Annotated in this window: 25 protein-coding genes; 20 read left to right on the forward strand and 5 right to left on the reverse strand. The window is 63.8% G+C overall.

The genetic code is table 11. The annotated features are described in order from the left end of the window. Nucleotides 1–89 precede the first annotated feature (89 nt). Nucleotides 90–617, reverse strand: a complete 528-nt coding sequence (gene tsaA, locus WA950_RS22130) for a tRNA (N6-threonylcarbamoyladenosine(37)-N6)-methyltransferase TrmO (protein ID WP_424553901.1) — start codon at nt 615–617, stop codon at nt 90–92. A gap of 128 nt (nt 618–745) precedes the next feature. Here tsaA and WA950_RS22135 point away from each other — a divergent pair, with 128 nt between their 5' ends. The 6 genes from WA950_RS22135 (at nt 746) to WA950_RS22160 (ending at nt 5,494) form a co-directional block, all read left to right on the forward strand. Continuing rightward, entirely contained in the window at nt 746–1,306 is a 561-nt protein-coding gene (locus WA950_RS22135; RefSeq protein WP_424553902.1) for a PadR family transcriptional regulator, read from the forward strand. After that, nucleotides 1,306–1,596, forward strand: a complete 291-nt coding sequence (locus WA950_RS22140) for a DUF2218 domain-containing protein (RefSeq protein WP_424553903.1) — start codon at nt 1,306–1,308, stop codon at nt 1,594–1,596. Before WA950_RS22135 ends, WA950_RS22140 begins: the two co-directional genes overlap by 1 nt. 146 nt (nt 1,597–1,742) lie before the next feature. Then, a complete protein-coding gene (locus WA950_RS22145; RefSeq protein WP_424553904.1) occupies nt 1,743–3,143 on the forward strand; it encodes a pyridoxal phosphate-dependent decarboxylase family protein in 1,401 nt (466 codons plus the stop codon). A gap of 156 nt (nt 3,144–3,299) precedes the next feature. Continuing rightward, the gene (locus WA950_RS22150; protein ID WP_424553953.1) at nt 3,300–3,737 is read left to right on the forward strand and encodes a pseudoazurin; all 438 of its coding nucleotides are present in this window, start codon (nt 3,300–3,302) and stop codon (nt 3,735–3,737) included. Nucleotides 3,738–4,020: 283 nt separating this feature from the next. Then, entirely contained in the window at nt 4,021–4,611 is a 591-nt protein-coding gene (locus WA950_RS22155) for an ankyrin repeat domain-containing protein (protein WP_424553954.1), read from the forward strand. Nucleotides 4,612–4,657: 46 nt separating this feature from the next. After that, nucleotides 4,658–5,494, forward strand: a complete 837-nt coding sequence (locus WA950_RS22160; protein ID WP_424553905.1) for a bifunctional allantoicase/(S)-ureidoglycine aminohydrolase — start codon at nt 4,658–4,660, stop codon at nt 5,492–5,494. A gap of 57 nt (nt 5,495–5,551) precedes the next feature. On the opposite strand, the gene WA950_RS22165 is transcribed toward WA950_RS22160, so the two are convergent. Further along, nucleotides 5,552–6,739 (reverse strand): cyanate transporter, encoded by a 1,188-nt coding sequence (locus WA950_RS22165; RefSeq protein ID WP_424553955.1) that lies wholly within the window; start codon nt 6,737–6,739, stop codon nt 5,552–5,554. 137 nt (nt 6,740–6,876) lie between these two features. Here WA950_RS22165 and WA950_RS22170 point away from each other — a divergent pair, with 137 nt between their 5' ends. The 5 genes from WA950_RS22170 to WA950_RS22190 all read left to right on the forward strand — a co-directional run bounded on the left by WA950_RS22170 (nt 6,877) and on the right by WA950_RS22190 (nt 9,066). Next, complete coding sequence (locus tag WA950_RS22170) at nt 6,877–7,731, forward strand: LysR family transcriptional regulator (protein WP_424553906.1); 855 nt, start codon at nt 6,877–6,879, stop codon at nt 7,729–7,731. 179 nt (nt 7,732–7,910) lie between these two features. Next, nucleotides 7,911–8,108: a hypothetical protein gene (locus WA950_RS22175; protein ID WP_424553907.1), complete on the forward strand. Its 198-nt coding sequence runs from the start codon at nt 7,911–7,913 to the stop codon at nt 8,106–8,108. A 15-nt stretch (nt 8,109–8,123) separates the two neighbouring features. Further along, complete coding sequence (locus WA950_RS22180; protein WP_424553908.1) at nt 8,124–8,516, forward strand: CBS domain-containing protein; 393 nt, start codon at nt 8,124–8,126, stop codon at nt 8,514–8,516. Further along, complete coding sequence (locus WA950_RS22185; protein WP_424553909.1) at nt 8,513–8,779, forward strand: DUF982 domain-containing protein; 267 nt, start codon at nt 8,513–8,515, stop codon at nt 8,777–8,779. The genes WA950_RS22180 and WA950_RS22185 overlap by 4 nt, the downstream gene beginning before the upstream one ends. 29 nt (nt 8,780–8,808) lie before the next feature. Then, on the forward strand, nt 8,809–9,066 hold the full coding sequence (locus WA950_RS22190; RefSeq protein WP_424553910.1) for a DUF2934 domain-containing protein: 258 nt from the start codon (nt 8,809–8,811) through the stop codon (nt 9,064–9,066). A 99-nt stretch (nt 9,067–9,165) separates the two neighbouring features. Here WA950_RS22190 and glgX read toward each other — a convergent pair whose 3' ends face one another. Next, nucleotides 9,166–11,250: a glycogen debranching protein GlgX gene (glgX, locus tag WA950_RS22195; protein WP_424553911.1), complete on the reverse strand. Its 2,085-nt coding sequence runs from the start codon at nt 11,248–11,250 to the stop codon at nt 9,166–9,168. Between the two features lie 220 nt (nt 11,251–11,470). On the opposite strand from glgX, the gene treZ reads away from it, so the two are divergent. From treZ to treY, 3 genes are all read left to right on the forward strand, one after another. Beyond that, nucleotides 11,471–13,285: a malto-oligosyltrehalose trehalohydrolase gene (gene treZ / locus WA950_RS22200; RefSeq protein WP_424553912.1), complete on the forward strand. Its 1,815-nt coding sequence runs from the start codon at nt 11,471–11,473 to the stop codon at nt 13,283–13,285. Between the two features lie 21 nt (nt 13,286–13,306). Next, the gene (locus WA950_RS22205; protein WP_424553913.1) at nt 13,307–13,678 is read left to right on the forward strand and encodes a CBS domain-containing protein; all 372 of its coding nucleotides are present in this window, start codon (nt 13,307–13,309) and stop codon (nt 13,676–13,678) included. 70 nt (nt 13,679–13,748) lie between these two features. Then, nucleotides 13,749–16,349, forward strand: a complete 2,601-nt coding sequence (gene treY / locus WA950_RS22210; protein ID WP_424553914.1) for a malto-oligosyltrehalose synthase — start codon at nt 13,749–13,751, stop codon at nt 16,347–16,349. 14 nt (nt 16,350–16,363) lie between these two features. On the opposite strand, the gene WA950_RS22215 is transcribed toward treY, so the two are convergent. Next, the gene (locus WA950_RS22215; RefSeq protein ID WP_424553915.1) at nt 16,364–17,038 is read right to left on the reverse strand and encodes a GntR family transcriptional regulator; all 675 of its coding nucleotides are present in this window, start codon (nt 17,036–17,038) and stop codon (nt 16,364–16,366) included. Nucleotides 17,039–17,293: 255 nt separating this feature from the next. Here WA950_RS22215 and WA950_RS22220 point away from each other — a divergent pair, with 255 nt between their 5' ends. The 6 genes from WA950_RS22220 (at nt 17,294) to WA950_RS22245 (ending at nt 22,651) form a co-directional block, all read left to right on the forward strand. After that, nucleotides 17,294–18,481, forward strand: a complete 1,188-nt coding sequence (locus WA950_RS22220) for an ABC transporter substrate-binding protein (protein ID WP_424553916.1) — start codon at nt 17,294–17,296, stop codon at nt 18,479–18,481. Nucleotides 18,482–18,570: 89 nt separating this feature from the next. After that, nucleotides 18,571–19,440 (forward strand): branched-chain amino acid ABC transporter permease, encoded by an 870-nt coding sequence (locus WA950_RS22225; protein WP_424553917.1) that lies wholly within the window; start codon nt 18,571–18,573, stop codon nt 19,438–19,440. Nucleotides 19,441–19,444: 4 nt separating this feature from the next. Beyond that, nucleotides 19,445–20,416: a branched-chain amino acid ABC transporter permease gene (locus WA950_RS22230; RefSeq protein WP_424553918.1), complete on the forward strand. Its 972-nt coding sequence runs from the start codon at nt 19,445–19,447 to the stop codon at nt 20,414–20,416. Further along, complete coding sequence (locus tag WA950_RS22235; protein ID WP_424553919.1) at nt 20,413–21,195, forward strand: ABC transporter ATP-binding protein; 783 nt, start codon at nt 20,413–20,415, stop codon at nt 21,193–21,195. Before WA950_RS22230 ends, WA950_RS22235 begins: the two co-directional genes overlap by 4 nt. A 12-nt stretch (nt 21,196–21,207) precedes the next feature. Beyond that, complete coding sequence (locus tag WA950_RS22240; RefSeq protein WP_424553956.1) at nt 21,208–21,921, forward strand: ABC transporter ATP-binding protein; 714 nt, start codon at nt 21,208–21,210, stop codon at nt 21,919–21,921. A 1-nt stretch (nt 21,922) separates the two neighbouring features. Beyond that, nucleotides 21,923–22,651: an aspartate/glutamate racemase family protein gene (locus tag WA950_RS22245; protein ID WP_424553920.1), complete on the forward strand. Its 729-nt coding sequence runs from the start codon at nt 21,923–21,925 to the stop codon at nt 22,649–22,651. Here WA950_RS22245 and WA950_RS22250 read toward each other — a convergent pair. Continuing rightward, a complete protein-coding gene (locus tag WA950_RS22250; protein ID WP_424553921.1) occupies nt 22,648–23,700 on the reverse strand; it encodes a sulfate/molybdate ABC transporter ATP-binding protein in 1,053 nt (350 codons plus the stop codon). The genes WA950_RS22245 and WA950_RS22250 overlap by 4 nt on opposite strands. Between the last annotated feature and the right edge of the window lie 6 nt (nt 23,701–23,706).

Consider the following 23,706-nt stretch of genomic DNA (forward strand, 5'->3'; position numbering starts at 1 on the left):
CCTCCTCCAGATGCGACCGGAGACTGCCACATAGGAATGATCCATTCAAATACGAATTTCCCACCATGCGCCGCACCGACCAGGCCGCGTCACGACTGATCGCCCACCTTTTTGCACATATGCACCTGGCCGGTCTCGAAATCGCCCTTCTGGGGCGGCGCTATCGGCTGGAAGAGCGTGCGATCCGGCTTCAGGTCGATCAGCGGCGTGCCGTCGAGGCAATCGAGACCGCGCACGAAGAGGCAATTGCCCTCGATTTTTTCGAGGACCACGATCGAGGTACCGATCGGGTTGGGCCGGACGGGCGAGCGGAGCGAGAAGGTTCCATGCACCTCGCCGTTGGAGGCCGGGCTTTGCAGCACAAGATCCCGGCGCGACTGGTGCAGCCAGTAGAGCACTTCCAGCCGCTCGAAACGCTCGACGCCCGCCAGCGCCTGCACCCAGGGCTCGAAAATCTCGATCGTGCAGACAGGACCATCATGGCGTCCCTGTCGCGGCGTCTCCAGGCGCGAGGTCCAGGGCGTCGATATGCGGCCGATGAAAACGAGTTCCGCATCCACCGTCTCCGGCGGCGTGATCGCGAGTTCATTCGTGCGGATTTCGTTCAACCGGACCATGCCCATCTCCATCGCTATATCCCGTAAAATACGACGATAGCGACAGCCGGAAACTTTTTAAAGAAACAAATCCCGATATATCTTGATTTCCGATATATCTGAATTATATCGGAAACATGAGACACAGAATGGGATGCGGCCCTCACCGCCACTTTTCACCGCCCGACGACCGCTCGGGCTCCTTCCATCGCGGTCGGCATCACGGCCCCGGCCGGGGCGGCCGTCATGGCGGGCGCCTCTTCGACTATGGCGAACTGCGCCTCCTGCTGCTCGCCATCATCGCCGATGCGCCGAGTCACGGCTATGAGCTGATCAAGACCATCGAGGACCGCTTCGGCGGCAGCTACAGCCCGAGCCCCGGCGTCATCTACCCCACCCTCTCCTGGCTCGACGACATGGGATACGCCGTGATCGAACCCGTGGAAGGCGGGCGCAAGCGCTACAGCATCACGCCCGAGGGCAAGGCGTTCCTCGCCGCCAACCGCGCCGCCATCGATGACCTGATGGCCCGCGCCGGCAGCAAGGGTCGCGGCGGCCGCGAAGGCGTGCCCGCCCCCGTCGTGCGCGCCATGGAAAACCTGAAACTTGCCATGCGGCTGCGCCTTCGGACGGGAGAACTCAGCGACGAAGCGGCCGAAGCCATCGCCGCGGCACTCGATCTTGCAGCCAGAACCGTGGAGAAGAGCTGATGACCGACCATACCAGCAAGACCGCCATCCCCACCGGACAGGCAAGCCGCTACCTGCAGCAGCTCTGCAAGCACTTTGCCCACAAGCTTACCGTCACCTTCGACGAACAGGCGGGACAGATTTCCTTCTCGATCGGCGATTGCCGGCTGAAGGCGGATGGAAGCGCGCTCCATATCGACCTCACCGCGCCAAGCGCCGCGGACATGGAACAGCTGAAGGACGTGGTGATACGCCACCTGGTGCGCTTTGCCTTCCGCGAGGAACTCTCGGTCGAATGGCAGGATGGCTGATCGGCCGACGCGGACGGTTTTGAAACCCGCCGGCAGCGAGGTCTTTGAACCGCGCTGAAAGCCCAGCCGGTCATCGCTTCCTTGATGGCATTGCAAATCGCCGGTCATGCGCCCAGAACGGTGCGATGCCATCATGGGAGTGAAACATGGACAGCGAAGAATTCCGCCAGTGGTCGCGAACGGTCGCCGACTGGGGCGTCGACTATCGGGCGGGCCTGCGCGAACGACCGGTGCGCGCGCAGACAAAGCCGGGCGATATCATCAGGCAGATCGCCGATGCCGCCCCGGAAGCCGGCGAGACCATGGAGACGATCTTCGCCGATTTCGAGCGCATCATTCCCGATGGCCTTACCCATTGGCAACACCCGCGCTTCTTCGCCTATTTCCCGGCCAATGCCGCGCCGGTCTCGGTAATCGCGGATTACCTCGTCACGTCCGTTGCCGCCCAGTGCATGCTCTGGCAAACCTCACCGGCGGCAACGGAGCTTGAAACCCGCGTCGTCGACTGGCTGCGTCAGGCGCTCGGCCTGCCAGACGGCTTTTCCGGTGTCATCCAGGATTCCGCCTCCACCGCGACACTTGCCGCCGTACTCGTGATGCGTGAGAAAGCGCTCGGCTGGAAAGGCAACAGCGAAGGCCTCGCCGCGCACAAATCCGTGCGCGTCTATGCGTCCAAACAGGTGCACACCTCCATCGACCGGGCCATCTGGATATCCGGGATCGGCGAGGCGAACCTCGTGCGCATTGCGACAAAAGGACCGCTCAACGGCATGGACCCGGCAGCACTGGATGCCGCCATCAGGGCGGACCTGGCGAGCGGGCATATCCCGGCGGGCGTCATCGCCTGCACCGGCGGCACCTCGATCGGCGCCTGCGACCCGATACGCGAGGTGGCCGATGTCGCCAAGGCGCACGGGCTCTACCTGCATGTCGACGCGGCCTGGGCGGGCTCGGCCATGATCTGCCCGGAATACCGCACGCTCTGGGATGGGATCGAGGCGGCCGATTCCATCGTCTTCAACCCGCACAAATGGCTCGGCGCCAATTTCGACTGCTCGGTGCAATTCATCAAGAGCCCGGAGGATCAGGTGCGCACGCTCGCCATCCAGCCGGAATATCTGAAAACCCACGGCCATGACGGCATCATCAACTATTCCGAATGGTCGGTGCCGCTCGGCCGCCGCTTCCGTGCGCTGAAACTGTGGTTCCTGCTGCGCTACCATGGGCTGGAAGGTCTGCGCGGCATGATCCGCAACCATGTCACATGGTCGGAGGAACTTGCCGCGCGGCTCGCCGCCGAGCCGGATTTCGAGATCGTCAGCGCGCCCGTGCTCTCGCTCTTCTCCTTCCGCCACAAAGGCGGCGGCGACGAGCACAACATCTCCCTCGTCAACGCCATCAACGACGACAGCCGCATCTATCTGACACAGACCCGCGTCGAGGGACGCATCGCCATCCGCTTCCAGGCGGGCCAGTTCGAGATGACGCGCGACGACGCCGACACGGCCTTCACGGTGATCACGGAGATCGCCCGCACACTGGAATAGGAGACCACCGCGCCCGACCGGCTCCACCTGCGACAGGACGCCACGTTTCCCCCTCCCGCTTGTTTGATCAATGTCAAAGAAGGAGGGGACTTACGGGTCTACCCCTAACGCATGAACGATTGACGTTCGTCAGCAAGGAGAATTTCAGTGCGTACCATGGCAAAGAGCATCGTCGGCGCGGCAGCAGTCATTCTGGCGCTTGCGCTTCCGGCAGCGGCGGCAGATTTCGAAGTGCATATGCTGAACAAGGGTGCCGAGGGCGCCATGGTGTTCGAGCCGGCCTTCCTGAAGGTCGCACCCGGTGACACCGTCACCTTCATCCCGACCGACAAGGGCCACAATGTCGAGACGATCAAGGGCATGATCCCGGAAGGCGCGGAAGCCTTCAAGAGCAAGATCAACGAAAACTACAAGGTCACCTTCGACACCGCCGGCGCCTATGGCGTCAAGTGCACGCCGCATGTCGGCATGGGCATGGTGGGCGTCGTGGTCGTCGGCGATGCGCCGGCCAATCTCGATGCGGTCAAGACCGGCAAGCTGCCGAAGAAGGCACGCGAGCGCATGGACGCCGCCGTCACGGCGCTCGGTCTCTAGGACCTTCCTTACGGGCGGGGGCCTGAACCCGGGGCGGAGCGATCCGCTCCGGGTTTTCTATTGCCCTCTTCCTGTACTTGCCGGGGCCTCCTCGCGCGGGTGACCGGGCTGAGTTCCATCTTCTGCATGATAGGGATTTGGACATTTAATTTTCTAATGGCCCGGCGGCCTGCTAGTTTGACGGCACAAACCATCGGGATAGCGCATGCTGAAACTTGTCCTGCTCTCGGCCTGGCTCGTCCTTACGGCCCTCTGCCCGCCCCTCCTTGCCGCCGACAACACCATGACCGTTCAACTGCACAAGGCGGCCGCGACAGACGATGCTGCCGCCATAAAGGCCCTCATCGCCGGGGGTGCCGAGATCGACGCCCGGGACGCAAGCGGCGCAACAGCGCTGCTCGTCGCAACGCACGGCAACCGGGTGAACGCCGCCCAGGCGCTGATCGAGTCCGGCGCCAACGTCAATGCCAAGGACAATATCGAGGACAGCCCCTATCTCTATGCCGGCGCGCGCGGCCATCTGGAAATCCTCAAGCTGACGCTTTCCCATGGCGCAGACCTCAAGAGCATCAACCGCTATGGCGGCACCGCCCTCATTCCGGCTGCCGAGCGCGGCCATGTCGAAACGGTGGATACGCTGATCAAGGCCGGCATCGATGTCGATCACGTCAACCGGCTCGGCTGGACGGCCCTGCTGGAGGCGATCATCCTCGCTGACGGCGGGCCGCGCCATCAGGCGATCGTCGATCTGCTGATCAAGGCCGGCGCGAACGTCAACCTCGCCGACAATGACGGCGTAACGCCGCTCCGGCACGCACGCGGCCGCGGCTATGGCGAGATCGCGGCTCTGCTGGAAAAGGCCGGGGCGAAGTGAGCCCCACAAAACACCGGAAACATTCTAGATAAAAAGGCCCGAGACGATGCAAAGAAGCTACTATTCCTCCCTCGGCGGCCATCCGCCGCAGACCAGCCTCCTGACCGGCCGCGCCGTCTTCACCGAAGCCTATGCGGTGATCCCGAAGGGCGTGATGCAGGACATCGTCACCAGCTTCCTGCCCTTCTGGAACGATACGCGTTGCTGGGTCATCGCCCGCCCGCTCTCCGGCTTCGCCGAAACCTTCTCGCAATATATCATGGAGGTCGCACCGGGCGGCGGCAGCGACCGGCCGGAACAGGACCCGGAAGCCGAAGGCGTGCTCTTCGTCGTCGACGGCGAGGTGGAACTCACGCTGCCGAGCGGCAAGCACACCCTCCAGCCGGGCGGCTACGCCTTCCTGCCGCCGGACCTGAAATGGTCGCTGCACAACCGCGCGGGCACCCATGCCCGCTTCCACTGGGTCCGCAAGGCCTATGAGGCCGTCGATGGCCTGCCCCATCCCGAACCGCTGATCCTCAACGAGAAGGACATCACCCCCAACGCCATGCCCGGCACGAATGGCGGCTGGGCGACGACCCGCTTCGTCGATCCGAACGACCTTCGCCACGACATGCATGTGACGATCGTCACGCTGATGCCCGGCGCGGTCATTCCGTTCGAGGAAACCCATGTCATGGAGCACGGGCTCTACGTGCTGCAGGGCAAGGCCGTCTATCGCCTCAACAAGGACTGGGTGGAAGTGGAGGCCGGCGACTTCATGTGGCTGCGCGCCTTCTGCCCGCAGGCCTGCTATGCCGCCGGCCAGGAGCCGTTCCGCTACCTGCTCTACAAGGACGTCAATCGCCATATGGCGTTGAAGCCCTTCGGCTCGCGCCGCTAGGCCGAAGCCAGACCGCCATTGCCAGAGACCCGCGCCACCCCGGCGCGGGTTTTTCGTTCAGCCGGGCAGCGGCATGGCCTGCGGATAGGAACGCGGATCAAAGCGCAGATAGAGCAGCGCCGTCACCAGCACGCAGCACAGATGCAGGATCCAGCCGGCGGCAAAACCGCCGGTCCAGTCGTGCAGCAGCGCCATAGCATAGGGGCCGATCGCAGCGATGAGGAAGCCTCCGCCCTGCATCAGCGCGGCGAGCGCGCCGGCCTGTTTGGGCCGCGGCAGATGGTCGAGCGCGGTGACGATGGCAAGCGCGAAGCTGCCACCGAGGCCGGCGCCGCAGAGCCCGGCCCAGACCGCCGGCGCAAGGCCGGGAAAACCGGCAAGACCGAAGAAGCCGATGGCTTGCAAGGCGATCGTCAGCCACAGCCAGCGACGGCGATCGATATTGCGCCGCGCGAGAATGGGAAGGCCGAGGGCCGCCACGGCCTGGCACATCGCCATGACGGCGACGAGGCCGCTGCTGTCGGCGCTCGTCCAGCCCTGCGCCTGATAATAGGGCGCAAGCCACGCGATCATCGACGTGTAGCCGGCATTGATCAGCCCGAAGGCCGTCATCAGCACCCAGGTGCGCGGCCGCCGCAGCAGCTGGCGGGTAAGCGATCCGTCGGGCTTGCTCGACCGGACATCGGACAGGATGCGCCAGGCGGCCATGAGCGCGATGGCGACCGGCAGCGCCAGCCAGGCGAGCGCCGCCCGCCAGTTGAAGCCGGCCTGGAGAAGCACCGGCATCAGCCGCGCGCCGAAGGCCCCGCCCGCCATGATCATCGCGGAGTATAGACCAGTCACGGCGGGCACATGCGCCGGGAAGCGCGCCTTGATGATACCGGGAAAGGCCGCCTGGATGAAGGCGACGCCAATGCCGCAAAGCGCAGCCGTCAGGATGAGCGACAGGCCGTCCGAGGCAAGAAGGCGGAGCGCCGAGCCGGCGAGAAGGACAGCAAGCGCGATCAGGAGGCCGCGACGCGTGCCGATCTTCACCTGCAGGCCAGGTGCCACGAATGCGCCGAGCCCCATCAGGAACATCGGCAGCAGCGTAAGCATGGCGATGCCGCCATAGCCCAGCCCCGTATCCGCGACGATCTCGGAAAGGATGGGCGCGGGAGCGGCAAGGAAGGGCCGAAGGTTGAGGCCGATCAGGACGACCAGGGCGAGCATTGCCCAATCGCGGCCGGGACGCGTATCCGTCATCATTCGTCTTTCGTGCTGAAAGCGTTGGTCCGGGCGGGCGCCTGCCCGCCGATCATGGCATATCGCTATCACCCGCTTGAATCATGCGCAAATTAGATGTTTAGATAGCTACTATTCCTATTTCCAATGGAGATGCCATGCTCGACCCGCGCCTGCTCCGGGCATTCGTGGCAATCGCCGATGCCGGCAGCTTCACCGCCGCGGCCGACCGCCTGCACATGACCCAATCGACCATGAGCCAGCAGATCGCGCGCCTCGAAGAGGCGATCGGGCGGGAACTGGTCGATCGCGCCGCCCGGCCGGTACGCCTCACCGTGACGGGGGAACGCCTGCTCGGCCACGCCCGGCGCATCCTCGCGCTCCAGGGCGAGGCGCTGACTCTGGTGGCGGAGACCTCCGGCACGACCTCGGTCCGGATCGGCATGCCGGACGACATCGCGACGCCGGAAATGGCCCGCGTCTTCGCCGCATTCACCAAGCGCCACAAGGAAGTCCGCCTCGACGTCACCACGGGCCTGCGCGCGGACCTGACGCGTCGCTACCGCTCCGGCGAACTCGATATCGTGGTGCTGAAGGAAGACACGCCGAGCGCCGACAGCTGGGCGAGCTTCGAGGAGCCGATCGCCTGGTTCATCGCCATGGACACGGCCCGCGATCTGCCCGACCCGGTGCCGCTCGTCACCTTTCCGCCCGGCGGGCTCTATCGCGACGCCATGTTCGAGCGGCTGGAGCGCGAGCGGCGGCGCTGGTATGTCGCCTTCACCTCCGCCAGCCTGCGCAACGTGCTGATGGCCGTCGAGGCGGGCCTTGGCCTCTCCCTGCTGCCGGTCGATGCCGCAAGGGGATGGCGGATCGAACCGCTCGCCGATTTCGCCGCGGAACCACCGGTCGTCGCCTCGCTGTACTCCTGGGAGCAGGGCGGCATCGTCGGGGAACTTGCCAGCGAAGTGCTCGATATCCTCAAGCAGCATTTTTCCCGTAGCCGGATCTAGCGCTGCATGACGCAATCAGCACAGCAGCCCCTGCCCGCCATCGACCCGTAGCGGGGCCATATCGCGCCGGTCCGGCACGAGAGGAATGCCCGTATGGCAAGGCGGTGCCCGGTTTTTCGGAACCAAGTCTGAACGCCTGCGTTTGTTCTGGAGACGAAGCCAGTTCGCAGGAGCTCGACGTGCGCCAGAAGAAAAAGCCGCTAGACCGAAAACCCGCCGTCATCCCCCATGCCGACACCCGCAAGCGGCGCAATTCCTGGGATCCGCAGATAATCGTACCGCATCAGGTCGACCTGCCGCTCAACCAGCCGGGGCGCGACGAGGTGGCCGTGCCGGCAGCCCCGAATGGCCGAAGCCTCGTCAACGGCCGTTTGTGAAGGAGCAACCCGAAAATGCGTATAAAGGACGTGATGTCCGCTCAAATCGTTACGGTCTCACCCAACGATACCGCTCAATCGGCTGCCCGGCTGATGCTTGAAACCGAAGTCGGCGCGTTGCCGGTCGAGGTGCCCGGCGTCGGCGCCATCGTCGGTATCTTCACGGATCGCGACATCGTCGTATCGGTGCTGGCGCGCGGTCTTTCCACCTCCACCACCATTGCCGAATTCATGACCGTGTCACCGGAAGTGTGTAACGAGAACGACGACACGGCAACGGTGGCGGCCCGCATGCACGAACTCGCCGTGCGCCGCCTCGTGGTGGTGAACGACGACCGCCGCGTCGTCGGCATTGTCAGCCTTGTCGATATTCCGGCCGAAAGCGCCGTCGCGGAGGCCCTGCAATGACGATATTCGCCACCGACCGGCTGTGGGACGAAGCCGTGGTCTTCGAGGGCGGCCGGCAGGTCCTGCGCGTACAGAGCACGCGCGACGCCCTGCTCTGCCTGAAGAACCATTGGCCGACCGAAGACGGGCCTGCGGCCTTGACGGCGAAAAGCGTCTGCGAGCAGGGGCTGGCGAGCGACGACGACCCGGCATTCGCCCGCCGGGCCTTTGTGGAAGCGGCGAAGGAAGCCGGATTCCGCGTGAACTCCTGGACGGCTGCATAGACGGCCGCCACCGCCGAAGGGACATCATCGTGAACGACGAACGCCAGGAATGGATCAGCAAGCGCGCCTATAGCCTGTGGGAGGCGGAAGGCCGACCGCACGGCAAGGACCACGAACATTGGGAACAGGCGGCGCGCGAACGCGCCGAATTCGAAAAGGTCGCCCTTCCCGAGCACCTCAGGAAAAAACGAAACTCGATCGAGGCCGATGCCGCCACGCGCGCGGCAGTCGCCTCAAGCCGCCGGACGCACCCCGACGACAGACTTGAGGCACTTTCGGGTTGCTAGAGCATTTCCGGTGAAAACCGGATCACCGCAATTGCTCTAGGGTTTTGTTTTTGCCGCATTATCCGACATCGAAGCGATGCCGCTTCGACTGGAATTACTCTAGGCCGCAGGCTCGAAAACCGCAACGCTCGCGCCATGGACCATGGCCGGGCTTTCTGCGGGATGTGGGGCGAAGCAGTCATTCTCCGCCCCCGTATCGAGCACACGCGTCCACGCCCTGATGCCGTTCACCTCGGGCAGCCTTACCTGGCAATCGCCGCCGACGTTGCAAACGAGGAAAAGCTGGTCGGGGCCTTCACCGTTCCCCGGTTTGCAAAGAAACAGGCCGAGCGTCGCAAGATTGCCGTCCTTCCAGGCGTCGTCGTCCATGAAGGCACCGTCGGGCCGGTACCAGGCGATTTCGATGGTGCCGTCCTCCGCCGCCTCGCCCGTCAGGAACCGCTCCTGCCGGAGCGCCGGGTGGGCCTTGCGGAAGGCGATGGCGCCCTTGCAGAAATTCAGGAACGGATCGTCAAGACCCTTCCAGTCCGTCCAGCCGATCTCGTTGTCCTGGCAATAGGCATTGTTGTTGCCGGACTGGCTGTTGCCGAGTTCGTCGCCGCCGAGCAGCATCGGCACGCCCTGGCTGAGAAGCAGCGTCGCGATCATGTTGCGGCGGCGGCGGTCACGGGCGGAAAGGATAGCCTCGTCCTCAGTAGGCCCTTCCGCGCCCATATTGTGCGAATGGTTGTCCGAATGGCCGTCGCGATTGTCCTCGCCGTTCGCCTCATTGTGCTTGCCGTCATAGGAGACTGTGTCCATCAGCGTGAAGCCGTCATGGGCGCTGAGGAGGTTGATCGAGGTGGTCGCGCCCCGGTCGGAATGGTTGAACTGCGGCGCAGAGCCCGTGAGGCGTGACGCCAGCCCGGAGACAAGCCCCCCGTCTCCCTTCCAGAAGCGGCGCACGTCGTCGCGGTACTTGTCGTTCCATTCCCGAAACGGATGGGGAAAACCGCCGACCTGATAGCCGCCGTCGCCGACATCCCAGGGCTCTGCGATCAGCTTCACGCCGGACAGCATCGGGTCCTGCCGGATGGCGTCGAAGAAGGTGCCTTCGCGGTCGAACTCGATATGCCGGGTGCGGCCGAGCGTGCTGGCAAGGTCGAAGCGGAAACCGTCGACATGCATGACGCCGACCCAGTAGCGCAGGCTGTCGAGCACCATGCGCAACACCATGGGATGGGCGATGTTGACGGTGTTGCCCGTGCCGGTCGTGTCATAGCTGTGGCGAAGATCATCTGGCGAAAGCCGGTAGTAACTGAGATTGTCGAGCCCGCGGAAGCTGAGCGTCGGGCCACGCTCCGAGCCCTCGGCCGTGTGATTGTAGACGACGTCCATGATCACCTCGATGCCAACGGCATGGAAGCGTTTGACCATGGTCTTGAATTCGGTCACGGCGCGGCCGGAGAGAAAGCGCGGCTGCGGCGAGAAGAAGCCGAGCGTCTGGTAGCCCCAGTAATTGCGCAGGCCCCTTTCCAGCAGGTAGTGATCATCCGGGAAATACTGGATCGGCAGCAGCTCGATGGCGGAAATGCCGAGATCGACGAGATGTTCGACGATCGGATCGCTCGCCATACCCATGAAAGTGCCGCGCAGCTCCTCCGGCACGCCCGGATGGTTCATCGTCATGCCGCGCACATGCGCCTCGTAGATGATCGTCTCGGTCCAGGGCCGGCGGATGGCCGCATCCCCTGCCCAGTCGAAGTCCGGATCCTGCACCACGCCCTTCACCATGAAGGGCGCACTATCGCGCTCGTCGAAGGAAAGGTCCTCCGCCGGGTCGCCGATGCGATAGCCGTAGAGGGCGTCGTCCCAGGCGATTTCGCCGAGGATCTGCTTGGCATAGGGATCGAGCAGCAGCTTGTTCGGATTGAAGCGGTGACCGTTCTTCGGGTCGTAGGGGCCATGCGCCCGGTAGCCGTAGATCGTGCCGGGTTTCAGGCCGGCAATATAGCCAGACCAGACATCGCCCTCGCGCTTGGGCAGCGGCAGGCGAGCGGTTTCCTGCTTGCCGTCCTCGCTGAACAGGCAGAGCTCCATCTGTTCCGCATGAGCGGAGAAAACGGCGAAATGCGTGCCTTCACCGGTGAATTCGGCGCCGAGTTCCGGCTTCATGAAATCAAGTTCGGAAAACGAATAGGTCATGCAATCTGTCCCCTTGGATCGAGCGGCGCCGCTGTCGGAACGAGCGTGCGGGAGGCAGTGCCGCCGCCGCAAAGCCGCATCGACCGGCAGGCGAAATGGGCCGGCGTCGGCACGCCGGTCAGGCCGAGAAGCTTTGGTGCAACGCAAAAAGGATCGGATTGTTCCGGAACTTTATCGCCGCTCCCCGGTTCGGTCCATGAGGCCAAGAGAGAGGAAGCGGATGACGCACCCATCACGAGCGCCGAGAACCTGGGGACCGAGCGTATTGCCGGACGGGAGGAAGCGATTTCGCCTGTGGGCGCCCGCCGAACAGGCAGTCACCGTGCTTGCCGGCCGGCATGAAATCGCCATGCGCCGCGGAAATGATGGCTGGCATGAGATGGAGACGGACCGCATCGCACCCGGCGAGGCTTACGCATTTCGCCTTACCGGCGGTGCGCAGATACCGGACCCCGCCTCCCACGCCCAGACGGACGGCATCGACAGCCCCTCGGTCCTCATCGACCATGCAGGCTATGCCTGGCGGAACCCGGACTGGAAGGGCCGCCGCTGGCAAGCGGCGATCGTCTACGAGTTGCACATAGGCACCTTCACCAGGGAGGGCACGTTCCGCGCCGCCATCGACCGGCTGGCGCATCTGCACCATATCGGCATCACAGCCATCGAGATCATGCCCGTCGCCCATTTCGCCGGTCGGCGCGGCTGGGGATATGATGGCGTCCTGCACTACGCGCCCCACAGTGCCTATGGCACGCCGGACGACCTGAAAGCGCTTGTCGACGCGGCGCACGGCCATGGCATCATGGTGCTGCTCGACGTGGTCTACAACCACTTCGGTCCCATCGGAAACGTCCTGCCCCGCATCGCGCCGCCGTTCTTCCATTCGCAACGCCACACGCCCTGGGGCGCGGCACTGGCCTTCGAGCAGGAGGCGGTGCGGCGATACTTCATCGAAAACGCGCTGCACTGGATCATCGATTTCCACCTTGATGGCCTGCGCTTCGATGCGGCCGAAGAGATCGAGGACGAAAGCGAAAACCATATTCTCATCGACATGGCGCAGGCGATCCGTCAGGCCGTGCCGGATCGCGAGATCCACCTCGTCGTCGAGGATCAGACGAGCCGCAAGAGCCTGCTAGGCCGGGACGGCGGCATTGCACGTCACTATACCGCCGGATGGAACGACGAGTTCCACCACGCCCTGCACGTCATCGCGACCGGCGAAGGCCAGGGCCACTATGCGCCCTTCGCGGGAAACGCCGATGAAACGCTTCGCGAGGCGACCGCAAAAGGCTTCGTCCGGGCGGATCGAACCAAGGACCGGATCGGTCCGCCACCACAGGATCCCCTGCCGCCGGAAATCAACGTCAACTTCCTGCACAACCACGATCAGATCGGCAACCGTGCCTTCGGCGAGCGGCTGACGCTGCTGGCCGATCCAGCCCTCCTCAAGGTGATGACAGCGTTGCTGCTTCTTGCGCCAGCGATCCCCATGCTTTTCATGGGTGAGGAATACGGCGAGCGGCGACCGTTTTTCTTTTTCGCCGATTTCGAGGGCGCGCTTGCGCAGACGATACGAAAGGGCCGCAAGGACGAGGCGGAAAAATTCGGCGGCATGCCCGAAGGCAGGACGGTGGAGGATCTTCCCGATCCGATCGATGAAGAGACGTTCAACCGATCGAAACTCGATTGGTCCCGCGCCGTTTCTCCTGAAGGCCAGCAGCAATCGGGCTTCATACGCGAGCTGATCGCGGTGCGGCAGATGCGTGTCGTACCGTTGTTTTCAGGTCCCGGCACCGCCGAACCGCACATCCAGCCTGCCGAGAACGGTATTCTCGCCATCGACTGGCGTTTTCCGGCTGCGTCGCTCGCGATCCGCGCGAACCTGACAAACGAAAGCAAGCCTTGGCCGGCAATCAGGGGCGACACGGTCTTCGCGCTTTCCACGGGCAAGACCGGTCCGTCGATCACGGTTGCTATCGAGCGGCTCGGACAAAAGCGGGAACCAACAGGCGGTTCATCTGTTTTCAAATAAGTGGATCAGCGGGAGGCGCCAATGCACATCGGTGAGATCATGACCCGCCACGTGCATCTCATCCGTCCGGAAGAGACCTTGCAATATGCCGCAAGCCTGATGGCGGAGTGGGATATCGCCTTCCTGCCGGTCGTCGATGCGAGCGGGCTGGTCGGCACGCTGACCGACCGCGACATCCTGCTGCGCGCGATTGCGCCCGGACTGGATGCGGAAACCACCAAGGTCGGCGACATCATGACGACCAACATCACCTATTGCTACGACGATGAAGAGGCGGCCGGCGTGCTGGCCAACATGCACGCGCTGCATCTTCGCCGGCTTGCCGTGCTCGACCGACAGAACCGTTTGTACGGCGTCATTTCGCGAACGGATTTCGCCCGCCACGGGATTTGAGCCGGCTATTGGAACAATCCGGGAGGCGGCGAGTTTACGAGACCGCTGACACCGCGTTTTCCAGGGCCCCATGACATCTCCCCGCTCGACCTATCGCCTCCAATTCCGCAACGGCATGAATTTCGGGATGGCTCGACAGCTTGTGCCCTATCTGGAACAACTGGGCATCAGCCACCTCTATGCCTCGCCCGTCATGACGGCCGTCAGCGGATCGACGCACGGCTACGATATTACTCATCCCGATGAAATCGACCCGTCGCTCGGCGGCATTGACGGACTGCACGGGCTTGCGGACGACCTGCACGCACGCGGCATGGGCCTCATCCTCGACATCGTGTCGAACCACATGGCTGCAAGCCTCGAAAACCCGTGGTGGCGCAGCGTCGTCGCCTGGGGCGCGGAAAGCCCGTTTTCCCGCCATGTCGACATCGACTGGTCGCAGAAGCTGACACTGCCCTTTCTCGGCAAGGATTTTGCCGCGGAACTTGCGGAAGGCGCCATCCGCCTCGCCCTCGACCCCGAGCACGATGCCCTTGCGCTTCGCTATCACGACAGCTTCTATCCGCTGCATCCCGGCACCTACGGGCAGGCGCTCGACGGATATGGGGGTTTTTCCGGGGCGGCATGTCCGGCGGACACCCGGCAGGCCGTTCTTCCTGCAAATACACGCGCAGCCCTGGAGGAGACCCTCGAGACGATCAGCGCAGACCATGCCCAGCTCGCCGCCATCCACGACGCACAGCCTTGGACGCTCACGGACTGGAAAACCGCGAGCCGGCACCTCAGCTATCGCCGCTTCTTCGAGATCGCGGGGCTGGTGGGCCTGCGCGTGGAGGACCCTCAAGTGTTTGACGACAGCCACCGTCTGATCCTGGATCTCGTGCGCGCGGGCGTCGTGGATGGCCTGCGCATCGACCATGTCGACGGGCTGGCGGATCCGAAAGCCTATCTCGAGCGCTTGCGCGGCGCTGTCGGCCCCGACGTCTACATCGTCGTTGAAAAGATACTGGAGAGGCAGGAGCCCTTCGCCGCCGAATGGCCGGTCGAGGGCACGACAGGTTACGAGTTCATCGCCTCCCTCGCCGATGCGCTGGTCGACGAGCGGGAAGGCGGCCGGCTTGCCGAGGCCTTCGGGCCACTCAGACACGAAGACGATCGCGGAACCTATGTGCAGGAAATGCACGCCGCCAAGCGGCAGATGCTGGCAGACAATTTCGAGGGGGAAGTCCGCAGCCTCGCCCGGGCGGCAAAGGACATGGCCGACCGGGCCGATTCCGATCTCTCCCGCAGTTCGCTTACCGAGGCGATCTACGGCATGGTCATCGCTCTGCCGGTCTACCGGACCTACACGAGCGCAACCACCGGCGTGAACGAGCGCGACCGGCAGCTCCTGGCGGAAGCGCGGCAACAGGCGCAGGAAAGCGTGCGTCCGGAGGTCCGCGAGGCGATCGATTTCATCTGGGAACTGCTCATCGACGACAAGATATGCAGCGCCCTGTCAGGCTGTCCGGAATTTCGCATGCGCTTCCAGCAACTGAGCGGACCGATCATGGCCAAGGCGCTGGAAGATACGCTCTTTTATCGGGAGAACGCATTTATCGCCCTCAACGAGGTCGGCGGCGACCCCGGCAGGCAGGCAGGCGGCCCCGCCACCTTCCACGCCGCCATGCAGGCGCGAACGCAAACCCTGCCCCATGGCCTTTCGGCGACCTCGACCCACGATACGAAACGCGGCGAGGATGCGCGGGCCCGGCTCTACGCGCTCAGCGAGGCGCCCGAGAGATGGATTGCCGCAACACAGCGCTGGACAGCCCTCAATGCAAGGTTTCACCGTGAGCACGCCGGCCACCCGGTCCCCGAACCGGACGTGGAATGGCTCATCTACCAGGCGCTGGCCGGCGCATGGCCGATCGGCGGACGTGATGACCGCCCGGCCATGGATGCACTCACGAACCGGATGCAGCGCTACATCGAGAAGGCAGCGCGCGAGGCAAAAATCCGCTCGAACTGGAGCCTGCCGGAATTGCACTATGAGCGGAAGGTTGCCGGCTTTGTCGAGGATCTGCTGGCGCATACCGCTTTCCTCGACGATTTTTCGGAAGCGCTCGCGCCCTTCATCGACGCCGGCCTGATGAATTCGCTGGCGCAAACGCTGATCAAGCTTACCGCTCCGGGCATTCCCGACATCTACCAGGGCAGCGAGCGCTGTGATTTCTCCCTGGTCGATCCCGATAACCGGCCGCTGCTGGATGTGGCATCCCTCGAGGTTCCGCAAAAGCCACGCGCTTCGCGAACGCAGTTTGCGCACTACAAGCAATGGCTGGTCGGGGCGGTGCTCGCCGCGCGGAACAAGCACCCCTGTCCGTTCACCGGACCTTATACGCCGCTGGCGCTCTCCGATGGCAGCCGGCAGGCCCTGGCCTTCCTCCGCGGCACACCGCAGGCCTTTGCGATCACGGTGGTTCCCCGCCTGACGTTCGGAAAGATCCGGCCGGATGGGCTACAGCTGACCGATGAGGCCATGCGCGATATCGCCCTGACCGTGCGGCCCGAATTCGTAGGCCGTACCGTGCGTTCGGTGCTCGACGGCCGTACCTTCACGCTTGGCCGCGACCTGCTGTTGCCGGGCGTTTTCGGTCAGGAGCCCGTCGCCCTGCTTCTTGGCGACTAGAAGGGGCTGCCAGGCTATTTGCCGAAGAGCTGGACCAGATCGACGGTGTCGGTGGCGGCAGCGCCGAGGTGGAGATGGCTCTCGATATGCTTCAGGTGCAGCGTCATCATCCACGCCGCCTTCTCGGCATCGCGCGTGTGAAACGCCTCGACGATCTCGGCATGGTCGTCGTCGCGGCAATTGCTGACGCCGGCGCCGAAAATGCCGATGATCAGCGACGTTCTTGTAACGAGTTCCTTCATGGAGCGGATAAGAATGGCATTGCCGGTGACCTGCGCCAGCATGGTGTGGAACTGGCCGGACAGGCGGATCGCATCATGCCTGTGCCGTTCCTTGTGCGCGACGGACTCCATTTCCAGGTGATGGACAAGTGCGGCGATGTCCTCGTCGCTGGCGCGTTGCACGGCAAGACGCGCAATGTTCGGCTCCAGTGCCAGACGGGCCTCGAACACCTCGCGTGCCTGCTCGGCCGTCGGTGAGGCAACGAAGGCGCCCCGATTGGCGTGCAGTTCGACAACCTCGCGGCTGGCCAGCAGCAGCAGGCTGCGCCGGATGCGCATACGCCCCACGCCGAAAGCCTCGCACAAAGCGGATTCTGAAAGTTTCGTGCCGGGCGGCAACCGCTGTTCTATGACCGCTTCGAAAATGCGTTCGACGATTTCGCTCTCGTCGATTTCCTCGGATTCCACCAGGTTTTCCCTGCTTGCATCAGCCACCGTATTTACCCTCGACACGCTTCGTCTACATCACAAGACCCTTAGATAAGGCCGATTTGGTTGACCAACAAGCGCACATTTCGCCAACAGGCAATACATCGCTTGTTCACAACCGCTTGACAAGATCGTTAACAATGCGCTCAATGCTCAAGCCAAGGCCGATCGCGGCCGCACCTCGCGGCCCGTTCGCCTATAGAAAATAGATCAATGGCCCAGAGGAAGAACATCATGCACAAGCGCACATTCCTGAAGTTTTCCGCCCTCGCCGCAGCGACGGTGCTTTCCATGCCGCTGATGGCATATGCCCAGAACGCGACGCTGAAGGTCGGTTTCGTCGGCGTCACCTCCGGCCCGGCCGCATCCTGGGGCGTCTCGAACCAGCGCTCGATGGAAGTGCGCGCGGCCTGGCTGAACGAGCTTGGCGGCGTCAAGATCGGCGACAAGACCTACAATATCGAGATCGTGCCCTTCGACGACCAGAAGGACCCCAAGCGCGCCATCGCCGGCATGGAAAAGATGGCGCAGGACGGCGTGCACTACGTCGTCGGCCCGAACGTGGATGACGGCGCTGCCGCCGTGCGGCCGGCCGCCGAGCAGAACGGCATCATGTATTTCCCCTATGCATTCCCGAAGCAACTCTTCACCGCGCCGGCATCGAACGCGATCCTCGGCATGGTGGCGAACTACCAGTCCGGCCCTGCCATCTACAAGTTCCTGAAGGAAACCAAGGGCGTGAAGAAGGTGGCCTTCGTTGCCGCCAACGAATCCGACCCGCTGAGCCAGCGTGAATCCGGTATTGCCGCCGCCGAGGCGCTCGAGCTGGAAGTCGTGTCGGGCAACGTGACCTACCAGGTGGACACGACTGACTTCACCCCGGTGCTGCTGCCCGTCATCCAGGCGACGCCAGACCTGCTCGTGCTCTCCGGCGTCTCGCCGGCCAATGCCCCGCAGCTCATCCGCTCGGCGCGTGAACTCGGTTATACCGGCCTCATCTCGACGGAAACGGGGCAGGATGCGAACGTTCTGCTGGAAGGTGCAGGCGAACTTGCGGACGGCTTCATTTCCGTCGGCGGCGCGTCCACGCCGGAGCTTGCAAGCGACACGATGAGGGAATTCGTCGAGCGCTATACGAAGATGTTCGGCGAATACAATGACGAGTCGAACACCAAGGTCTATGCGCTCGAATACATCATCGAGACGATCAAGGCGAACCCCGCAGCGATCGACAATGTCGATGAATTCAAGAAGACGATGGACACGTTCGAAGCCGCCAATCCTTTCATGAAGGGCGACGCCAAGCTGAAATATGTCGGCATGACCTCCTTCGGCCAGAAGCGGCAGATCTCCGTCCCGCTCGTCGTGAACGAATACAAGGGCGGCAAATTCGAGACGCTGTTCGTCGGCCAGGTCGACTGAGCCGGGGCAATTCAAGGAAACGGGACCCGGACCGCACGCGTCGTCCGGCCGGGTCTCTCTTTGCCTGAACCTTCCATTGGAGGCTCACGATGGAACAGATAATCGCCAACGGTCTCTACCTCGGGGCGCAATATGCGTTGATCGCCCTCGGGTTGACGCTGATCTTCTCGCTGATGAACGTGCTGAACTTCGCCCATGGGCAGATGTACGTCTTCGGCGGCTTCGTCACCTACACGGTCGTCGTGCAATTCGGCATGCCCTTCATCGTCGGCCTCTTCGCCTCGGCGATCGTCCTGGCGGTCATGGGCGCGGCCATCGAGAAATTCCTCTTCGCCCCGGTCGTGCGCCGCTCGAAGCGCGATGAATCGACCATGCTGCTTGCCGCAGGGGTCGCCTTCTTCCTCGATGCCGTCATCCTGCTTCTCTTCGGTGAAAAGCAGCGCGGCGTGCCGAAAATCGTCAGCGGCGTATTCAACTGGGACATGCGCATCATCATGCCCTATGACCGCATCCTGATCGGCGTTCTCGCCATCCTGCTGATCGCGGGCTTCATCGGCTTCATGAACTATTCCCGTGCCGGACGCGCCATGCGGGCGCTCGCGCAGGACCGGATGGCTGCCCAGCTCATGGGCGTCGACGTCTCGCGCTACTCCATGCTCGGCTTTGCGCTCGGCGCCATGCTGGCGGGCCTCGTCGGCGGGCTTCTCGTCACCATTACCGGCGTCAATCTCGGCATGGGCGGCCCGACCTCGATCAAGGCCTTCCTGATGATCATGATCGGCGGCGCCGGCGTGATTTCCGGGGCGATTGCCGGCGGTTTGATCCTTGGCATGATGGAAAGCGTCGGCCTCACCGTGCTCTCCGCCTATGGCGACATCACCTATCTCGTCATCTTCGCCACGCTGATGGTGTTCCTGGCCGTCCGCCCGCAAGGGCTGATGGGCAAGCCGTGGGGTTAGGATCATGAAAGCTTCGAGACTTGTCGGCTTCGCGGCCTTTCTGATTGCCGTCTTCGTGCTGGTGCCGCTGTTCATCAGCGCAACCGGGCGCTGGGACTTCTTCTACACGCTGACCTCCGTCGCCCTCCTATCGGTCGGTGCCGCCGGCGTCTGGCTCACCTTCTATATCGGCCGCATCAATATCGGCCAGGGCGCCTATGCGCTGGTCGGCGGCTATGTGTCGGCCATCCTCGTCACCCAGGCGAATGTCTCCTTCTGGGCGACGCTGCCTTTGGCTGGCCTCTTCTGCGCCGCCATTTCCATGGTGATCGGCCTGCCGATCCTCAGGCTGCGCGGCGTCTATTTCGCCATGGTGACGCTTGTGCTGACCGAGGTCGCACGCCTGTCGGCGCTCGCCCTGCCGGTTACCAACGGGGCGAAAGGCATCACCTCGATCCCGCTGCCGGGCGAACTGTCCGTCTTCGGCCTGACGATCATCCCGGCCTTCGGCTCCCTCGCCAATCCGCGCTTCGGCTTCTACATCATGGCGTCGGTCCTGATGGTCCTCACCTATCTGGTGCTCTGGCGGATCGTGAATTCGCGGCTCGGGCATCTGTGCCGCAGCCTCCAACAGAACGAGGAGCTTTCGGCCTCGATCGGCGTCAACACCGCCTATCTGCGGGTGCTCGCCTATGCGATCTCCTCGTTCTTCGGCGGCATTGCGGGCGCCATGTTCGCCTCCATCTCGCAGTCGATCTATCCATCCTCCTTCGTGGTCGCCGACAGCGTGAACTTCATGCTGTACTGCTTCCTCGGCGGCCTCGGTTACGTCTTCGGCCCGATGCTCGGCACGTTCCTGCTCTATTTCGGCTGGGACCTGCTGTCGGTCGCGCGGGAATATCAGCTCCTCATCTACGCCGGCATCATGATCCTGCTCATGCTGGTCCTGCCGAACGGCGTCCTAAGCCTTCTCGACAAGAAGGAGGGCAGCAAATGACCCCCATCCTGCAAATCAAGAACATCACGAAGCGCTATGGCGGCCTGACGGCGGTCAACGACGTCTCCTTCGACGTCCGCGAGGGCGAAATCCTCTCGGTGATCGGCCCGAACGGCGCCGGCAAGTCGACGCTGTTCAAGCTGATCTCCTCCTTCGTACCGGCAACCACCGGGGAGGTGCTCTTCAAGGGGAACCGCATTTCCAGCCTGGCGCCGCACAAGGTGGCGCGCATGGGGGTGGTGCGCACCTTCCAGGAAACGACGATCTTCCGCTCCATGACGGTGCGCGAGAACATCATCGTCTCCCATCACCTGCGCTCGAAGGCGAGCCTCTTCGGCTTCTTCCTTGGCACGAAACAGGCGCGGGAAGACGAAGCGGCTTTCGCCGCTTCCGCTGACGATATCGTCGATTTCCTCGGCCTTCAGGCCATCCGCAACGAACTCGCCTCCAACCTGCCGCAGGGTCATCTTCGCGCGCTCGGCATGGCCATCGGCCTTGCCACCGATCCCAAGGTCATCCTGCTGGACGAGCCCTTTGCCGGCATGAACCACGACGAGACGATGAAGATGGTCGGCCTCGTGCGCCGGCTTCGCGACGAGCGCGGCGTGACCGTGCTTCTCGTCGAGCACGACATGCCCGCGGTGATGAAGATCAGCGACCGGATCGTGTGCATCAATTTCGGCGAGAAGATCGCCGAGGGCACACCCCCGGAAATCCGTGAGAACGAGAAGGTGATCGAAGCCTATCTCGGCTCCGAAGATGCTGCGATCGGGATGTAAGCCATGACCAAGATATTGAGCGTTGAGAATGTCGAACTCTACTACGATCACATCTATGCGCTGAAAGGCGTCTCAATCGATGTGGCCGAAGGCGAAACCGTCGCGCTGATCGGCGCGAACGGGGCGGGTAAGTCCTCGATCCTGCGAGCGATCACCGGGCTCAGGCCCATCAAGTCCGGCCAGATCAACTATCAGGGCGAGCGGCTCGACGGCACATCCGCCGCCGAGATCGTGCGCCGCGGCATCTCCATGGTGCCGGAGGGACGCCGCGCCTTTCCGCTGATGTCGGTGAAGGACAACCTGCTGATGGGCGCCTTCACCCGCACCGACAAAGCGGAGATCGAACAGACGCTGGAGAACGTGCTGACGCGCTTTCCGCGCCTGCGCGAGCGCTACAACCAGCAGGCCAGCACCATGTCGGGCGGCGAGCAGCAAATGATGGTGATCGGCCGCGCCCTGATGGCCCGCCCGAAACTGCTGCTCCTGGACGAACCGTCCCTCGGCATCGCGCCGAAGATCGTCCAGGACATCGCCCGCGCCATCGTCGCCATCAGCCGCGACGAGAAGGTTTCCATCCTCCTCGTCGAGCAGAACAGCCGCATGGCGCTCTCCATCTCCAACCGCGCCTATGCGCTTTCCACCGGGTCGATCGCGCTGTCAGGCAATTCGAAAGACCTGATGAACGACGACCGCATCAAGGCTGCCTATCTCGGAGGCGAACTCTGACATGAAAATCCTCGTCATCAATCCCAACACCACCGCATCGATGACGCAACACATCGGAAAGGCGGCGCGCAGCGCCGCCTCATCCGGCACGCAAATCGTCGCCGTGAACCCCGTCCACGGCCCCGTTTCCATCGAAGGCTTTTTCGACGAGGCGATGAGCCTTGCCGGCCTGCTCGACACCATCCGCCGCAACCCGGATTGCGATGCCGTCGTCATCGCCTGTTTCGACGATACCGGGCTCGATGCGGCGCGCTGCCTGACCGATAAGCCGGTGATCGGCATCGGTGAGGCCGCCTACCACTTCGCCTCGATGATCTCGAACAAGTTTTCCGTGGTGACGACGCTGGCGCGCTCCGTGCCGGCGCTGGAGCACAATCTCTCCCGCTACGGCCTTGACGCGCGCTGCGCCCGCGTGCGCTCTTCGGAGGTCGCGGTGCTGGAGCTGGAAAAGCCGGGCTCCAACGCCCGCCAGAAGATCAGCGCCGAGATCGGCCTTGCCGTCTCGGAGGATCGCGCCGAGGCCATCGTGCTCGGTTGCGCCGGCATGGCGAGCCTTGCCAACGATCTCGCGCAGGAACACGGCCTTCCGGTCCTCGACGGCGTTTCCTGCGCGGTGAAGCTGGCCGAGGCCATGGCCGGGCTCGACCTGCGCACGTCGCGCCTCGGCGGCTATGCCCCGCCGCCGGCCGCCAAACTCGAAAGCATCTTCCGCACGACAGCCGAACCCTAAGCGCCGAACAGCTTCCACCGTGTCGGCCTGAACCGGATCGCCGTGCCGTTGGCGGCCTGCGCATCGAGCGGAACTTCGATCTCGACATGATGCGGCTCGTCGGCTCCGCCGATGTCGATATCCGCAATGCGCGTGCCGGCAAGCCGTCGCGACGACACGATGCGACCCTCGAGGGCAGGCGCTGTCGCGTCCGTGACGAGGGTGACGTCCTGCGGGCGGAAGAACAACGTGCCGGCGCCGGCGGCGATATCGCTCTGGCGCGGGACGATGCCGATGGGCGTATCGCGAAAGCGGACGGTGTCCTGCTCGACGGTCGCCGGCAGGCTCGCGCTGTCGCCGATGAAGGAAAAGACGAAAGGCGAATTCGGCCGGTCGTAGACATCGTCGGACGAGCCGACCTGCTCTATCGCGCCCTGGCTCATGACGACGACGCGGTCGGCAAGTTCCAGCGCTTCCTCCTGGTCGTGCGTGACGAAGACGGTGGTGTGGCCGGTGCGGTCATGGAATTCGCGCAGCCAGCGGCGCAGCTCCTTGCGCACCTTGGCGTCGAGGGCGCCGAACGGCTCATCGAGCAGCAGGACCTTCGGCTCGATCGCCATGGCGCGGGCGAGCGCCACGCGCTGGCGCTGGCCGCCGGAAAGCTGGTTCGGATAGCGCTTTTCCAACCCCGAGAGCTGCACCATCTCAAGCAGGTCGCCGACCCGGCGGCGGATTTCGGCCTTGGGCGGGCGTTCGCCGCGCGGGCGCACCGTGAGGCCGAAGGCGATGTTGTCGGCAACGGTCATGTGGCGGAACAGCGCGTAGTGCTGGAAGACGAACCCCACATGACGTTCCTGCACGGTCCGGTGCGAGGCGTCCTCCGCGCCGAAGAAGATGCTACCGCGGGTCGGCTGCTCAAGGCCGGCAATGAGGCGCAGAAGCGTCGTCTTGCCCGAACCCGACGGGCCGAGCAGGGCGATCAGCTCGCCCGAATGAATGTCGAGCGAGACGTCGTTCAAGGCGGGGTATAGGTCAAATTCCTTGCGGAGATTTTTAACACTGACGTCCATGGAGGG

Source organism: Shinella sp. (genome assembly GCF_049651085.1).
Lineage (GTDB): Bacteria > Pseudomonadota > Alphaproteobacteria > Rhizobiales > Rhizobiaceae > Shinella.

Bases quoted from the DNA above. Each gene is read 5' to 3' on its own strand.
- tsaA (WP_424553901.1), bottom strand. From the start codon at position 617: ATGGTCCGGTTGAACGAAATCCGCACGAATGAACTCGCGATCACGCCG.
- WA950_RS22135 (WP_424553902.1), top strand. From the start codon at position 746: ATGGGATGCGGCCCTCACCGCCACTTTTCACCGCCCGACGACCGCTCG.
- WA950_RS22140 (WP_424553903.1), top strand. From the start codon at position 1,306: ATGACCGACCATACCAGCAAGACCGCCATCCCCACCGGACAGGCAAGC.
- WA950_RS22145 (WP_424553904.1), top strand. From the start codon at position 1,743: ATGGACAGCGAAGAATTCCGCCAGTGGTCGCGAACGGTCGCCGACTGG.
- WA950_RS22150 (WP_424553953.1), top strand. From the start codon at position 3,300: ATGGCAAAGAGCATCGTCGGCGCGGCAGCAGTCATTCTGGCGCTTGCG.
- WA950_RS22155 (WP_424553954.1), top strand. From the start codon at position 4,021: ATGACCGTTCAACTGCACAAGGCGGCCGCGACAGACGATGCTGCCGCC.
- WA950_RS22160 (WP_424553905.1), top strand. From the start codon at position 4,658: ATGCAAAGAAGCTACTATTCCTCCCTCGGCGGCCATCCGCCGCAGACC.
- WA950_RS22165 (WP_424553955.1), bottom strand. From the start codon at position 6,739: ATGACGGATACGCGTCCCGGCCGCGATTGGGCAATGCTCGCCCTGGTC.
- WA950_RS22170 (WP_424553906.1), top strand. From the start codon at position 6,877: ATGCTCGACCCGCGCCTGCTCCGGGCATTCGTGGCAATCGCCGATGCC.
- WA950_RS22180 (WP_424553908.1), top strand. From the start codon at position 8,124: ATGCGTATAAAGGACGTGATGTCCGCTCAAATCGTTACGGTCTCACCC.
- WA950_RS22185 (WP_424553909.1), top strand. From the start codon at position 8,513: ATGACGATATTCGCCACCGACCGGCTGTGGGACGAAGCCGTGGTCTTC.
- glgX (WP_424553911.1), bottom strand. From the start codon at position 11,250: ATGACCTATTCGTTTTCCGAACTTGATTTCATGAAGCCGGAACTCGGC.
- treZ (WP_424553912.1), top strand. From the start codon at position 11,471: ATGACGCACCCATCACGAGCGCCGAGAACCTGGGGACCGAGCGTATTG.
- WA950_RS22205 (WP_424553913.1), top strand. From the start codon at position 13,307: ATGCACATCGGTGAGATCATGACCCGCCACGTGCATCTCATCCGTCCG.
- treY (WP_424553914.1), top strand. From the start codon at position 13,749: ATGACATCTCCCCGCTCGACCTATCGCCTCCAATTCCGCAACGGCATG.
- WA950_RS22220 (WP_424553916.1), top strand. From the start codon at position 17,294: ATGCACAAGCGCACATTCCTGAAGTTTTCCGCCCTCGCCGCAGCGACG.
- WA950_RS22225 (WP_424553917.1), top strand. From the start codon at position 18,571: ATGGAACAGATAATCGCCAACGGTCTCTACCTCGGGGCGCAATATGCG.
- WA950_RS22230 (WP_424553918.1), top strand. From the start codon at position 19,445: ATGAAAGCTTCGAGACTTGTCGGCTTCGCGGCCTTTCTGATTGCCGTC.
- WA950_RS22235 (WP_424553919.1), top strand. From the start codon at position 20,413: ATGACCCCCATCCTGCAAATCAAGAACATCACGAAGCGCTATGGCGGC.
- WA950_RS22245 (WP_424553920.1), top strand. From the start codon at position 21,923: ATGAAAATCCTCGTCATCAATCCCAACACCACCGCATCGATGACGCAA.
- WA950_RS22250 (WP_424553921.1), bottom strand. From the start codon at position 23,700: ATGGACGTCAGTGTTAAAAATCTCCGCAAGGAATTTGACCTATACCCC.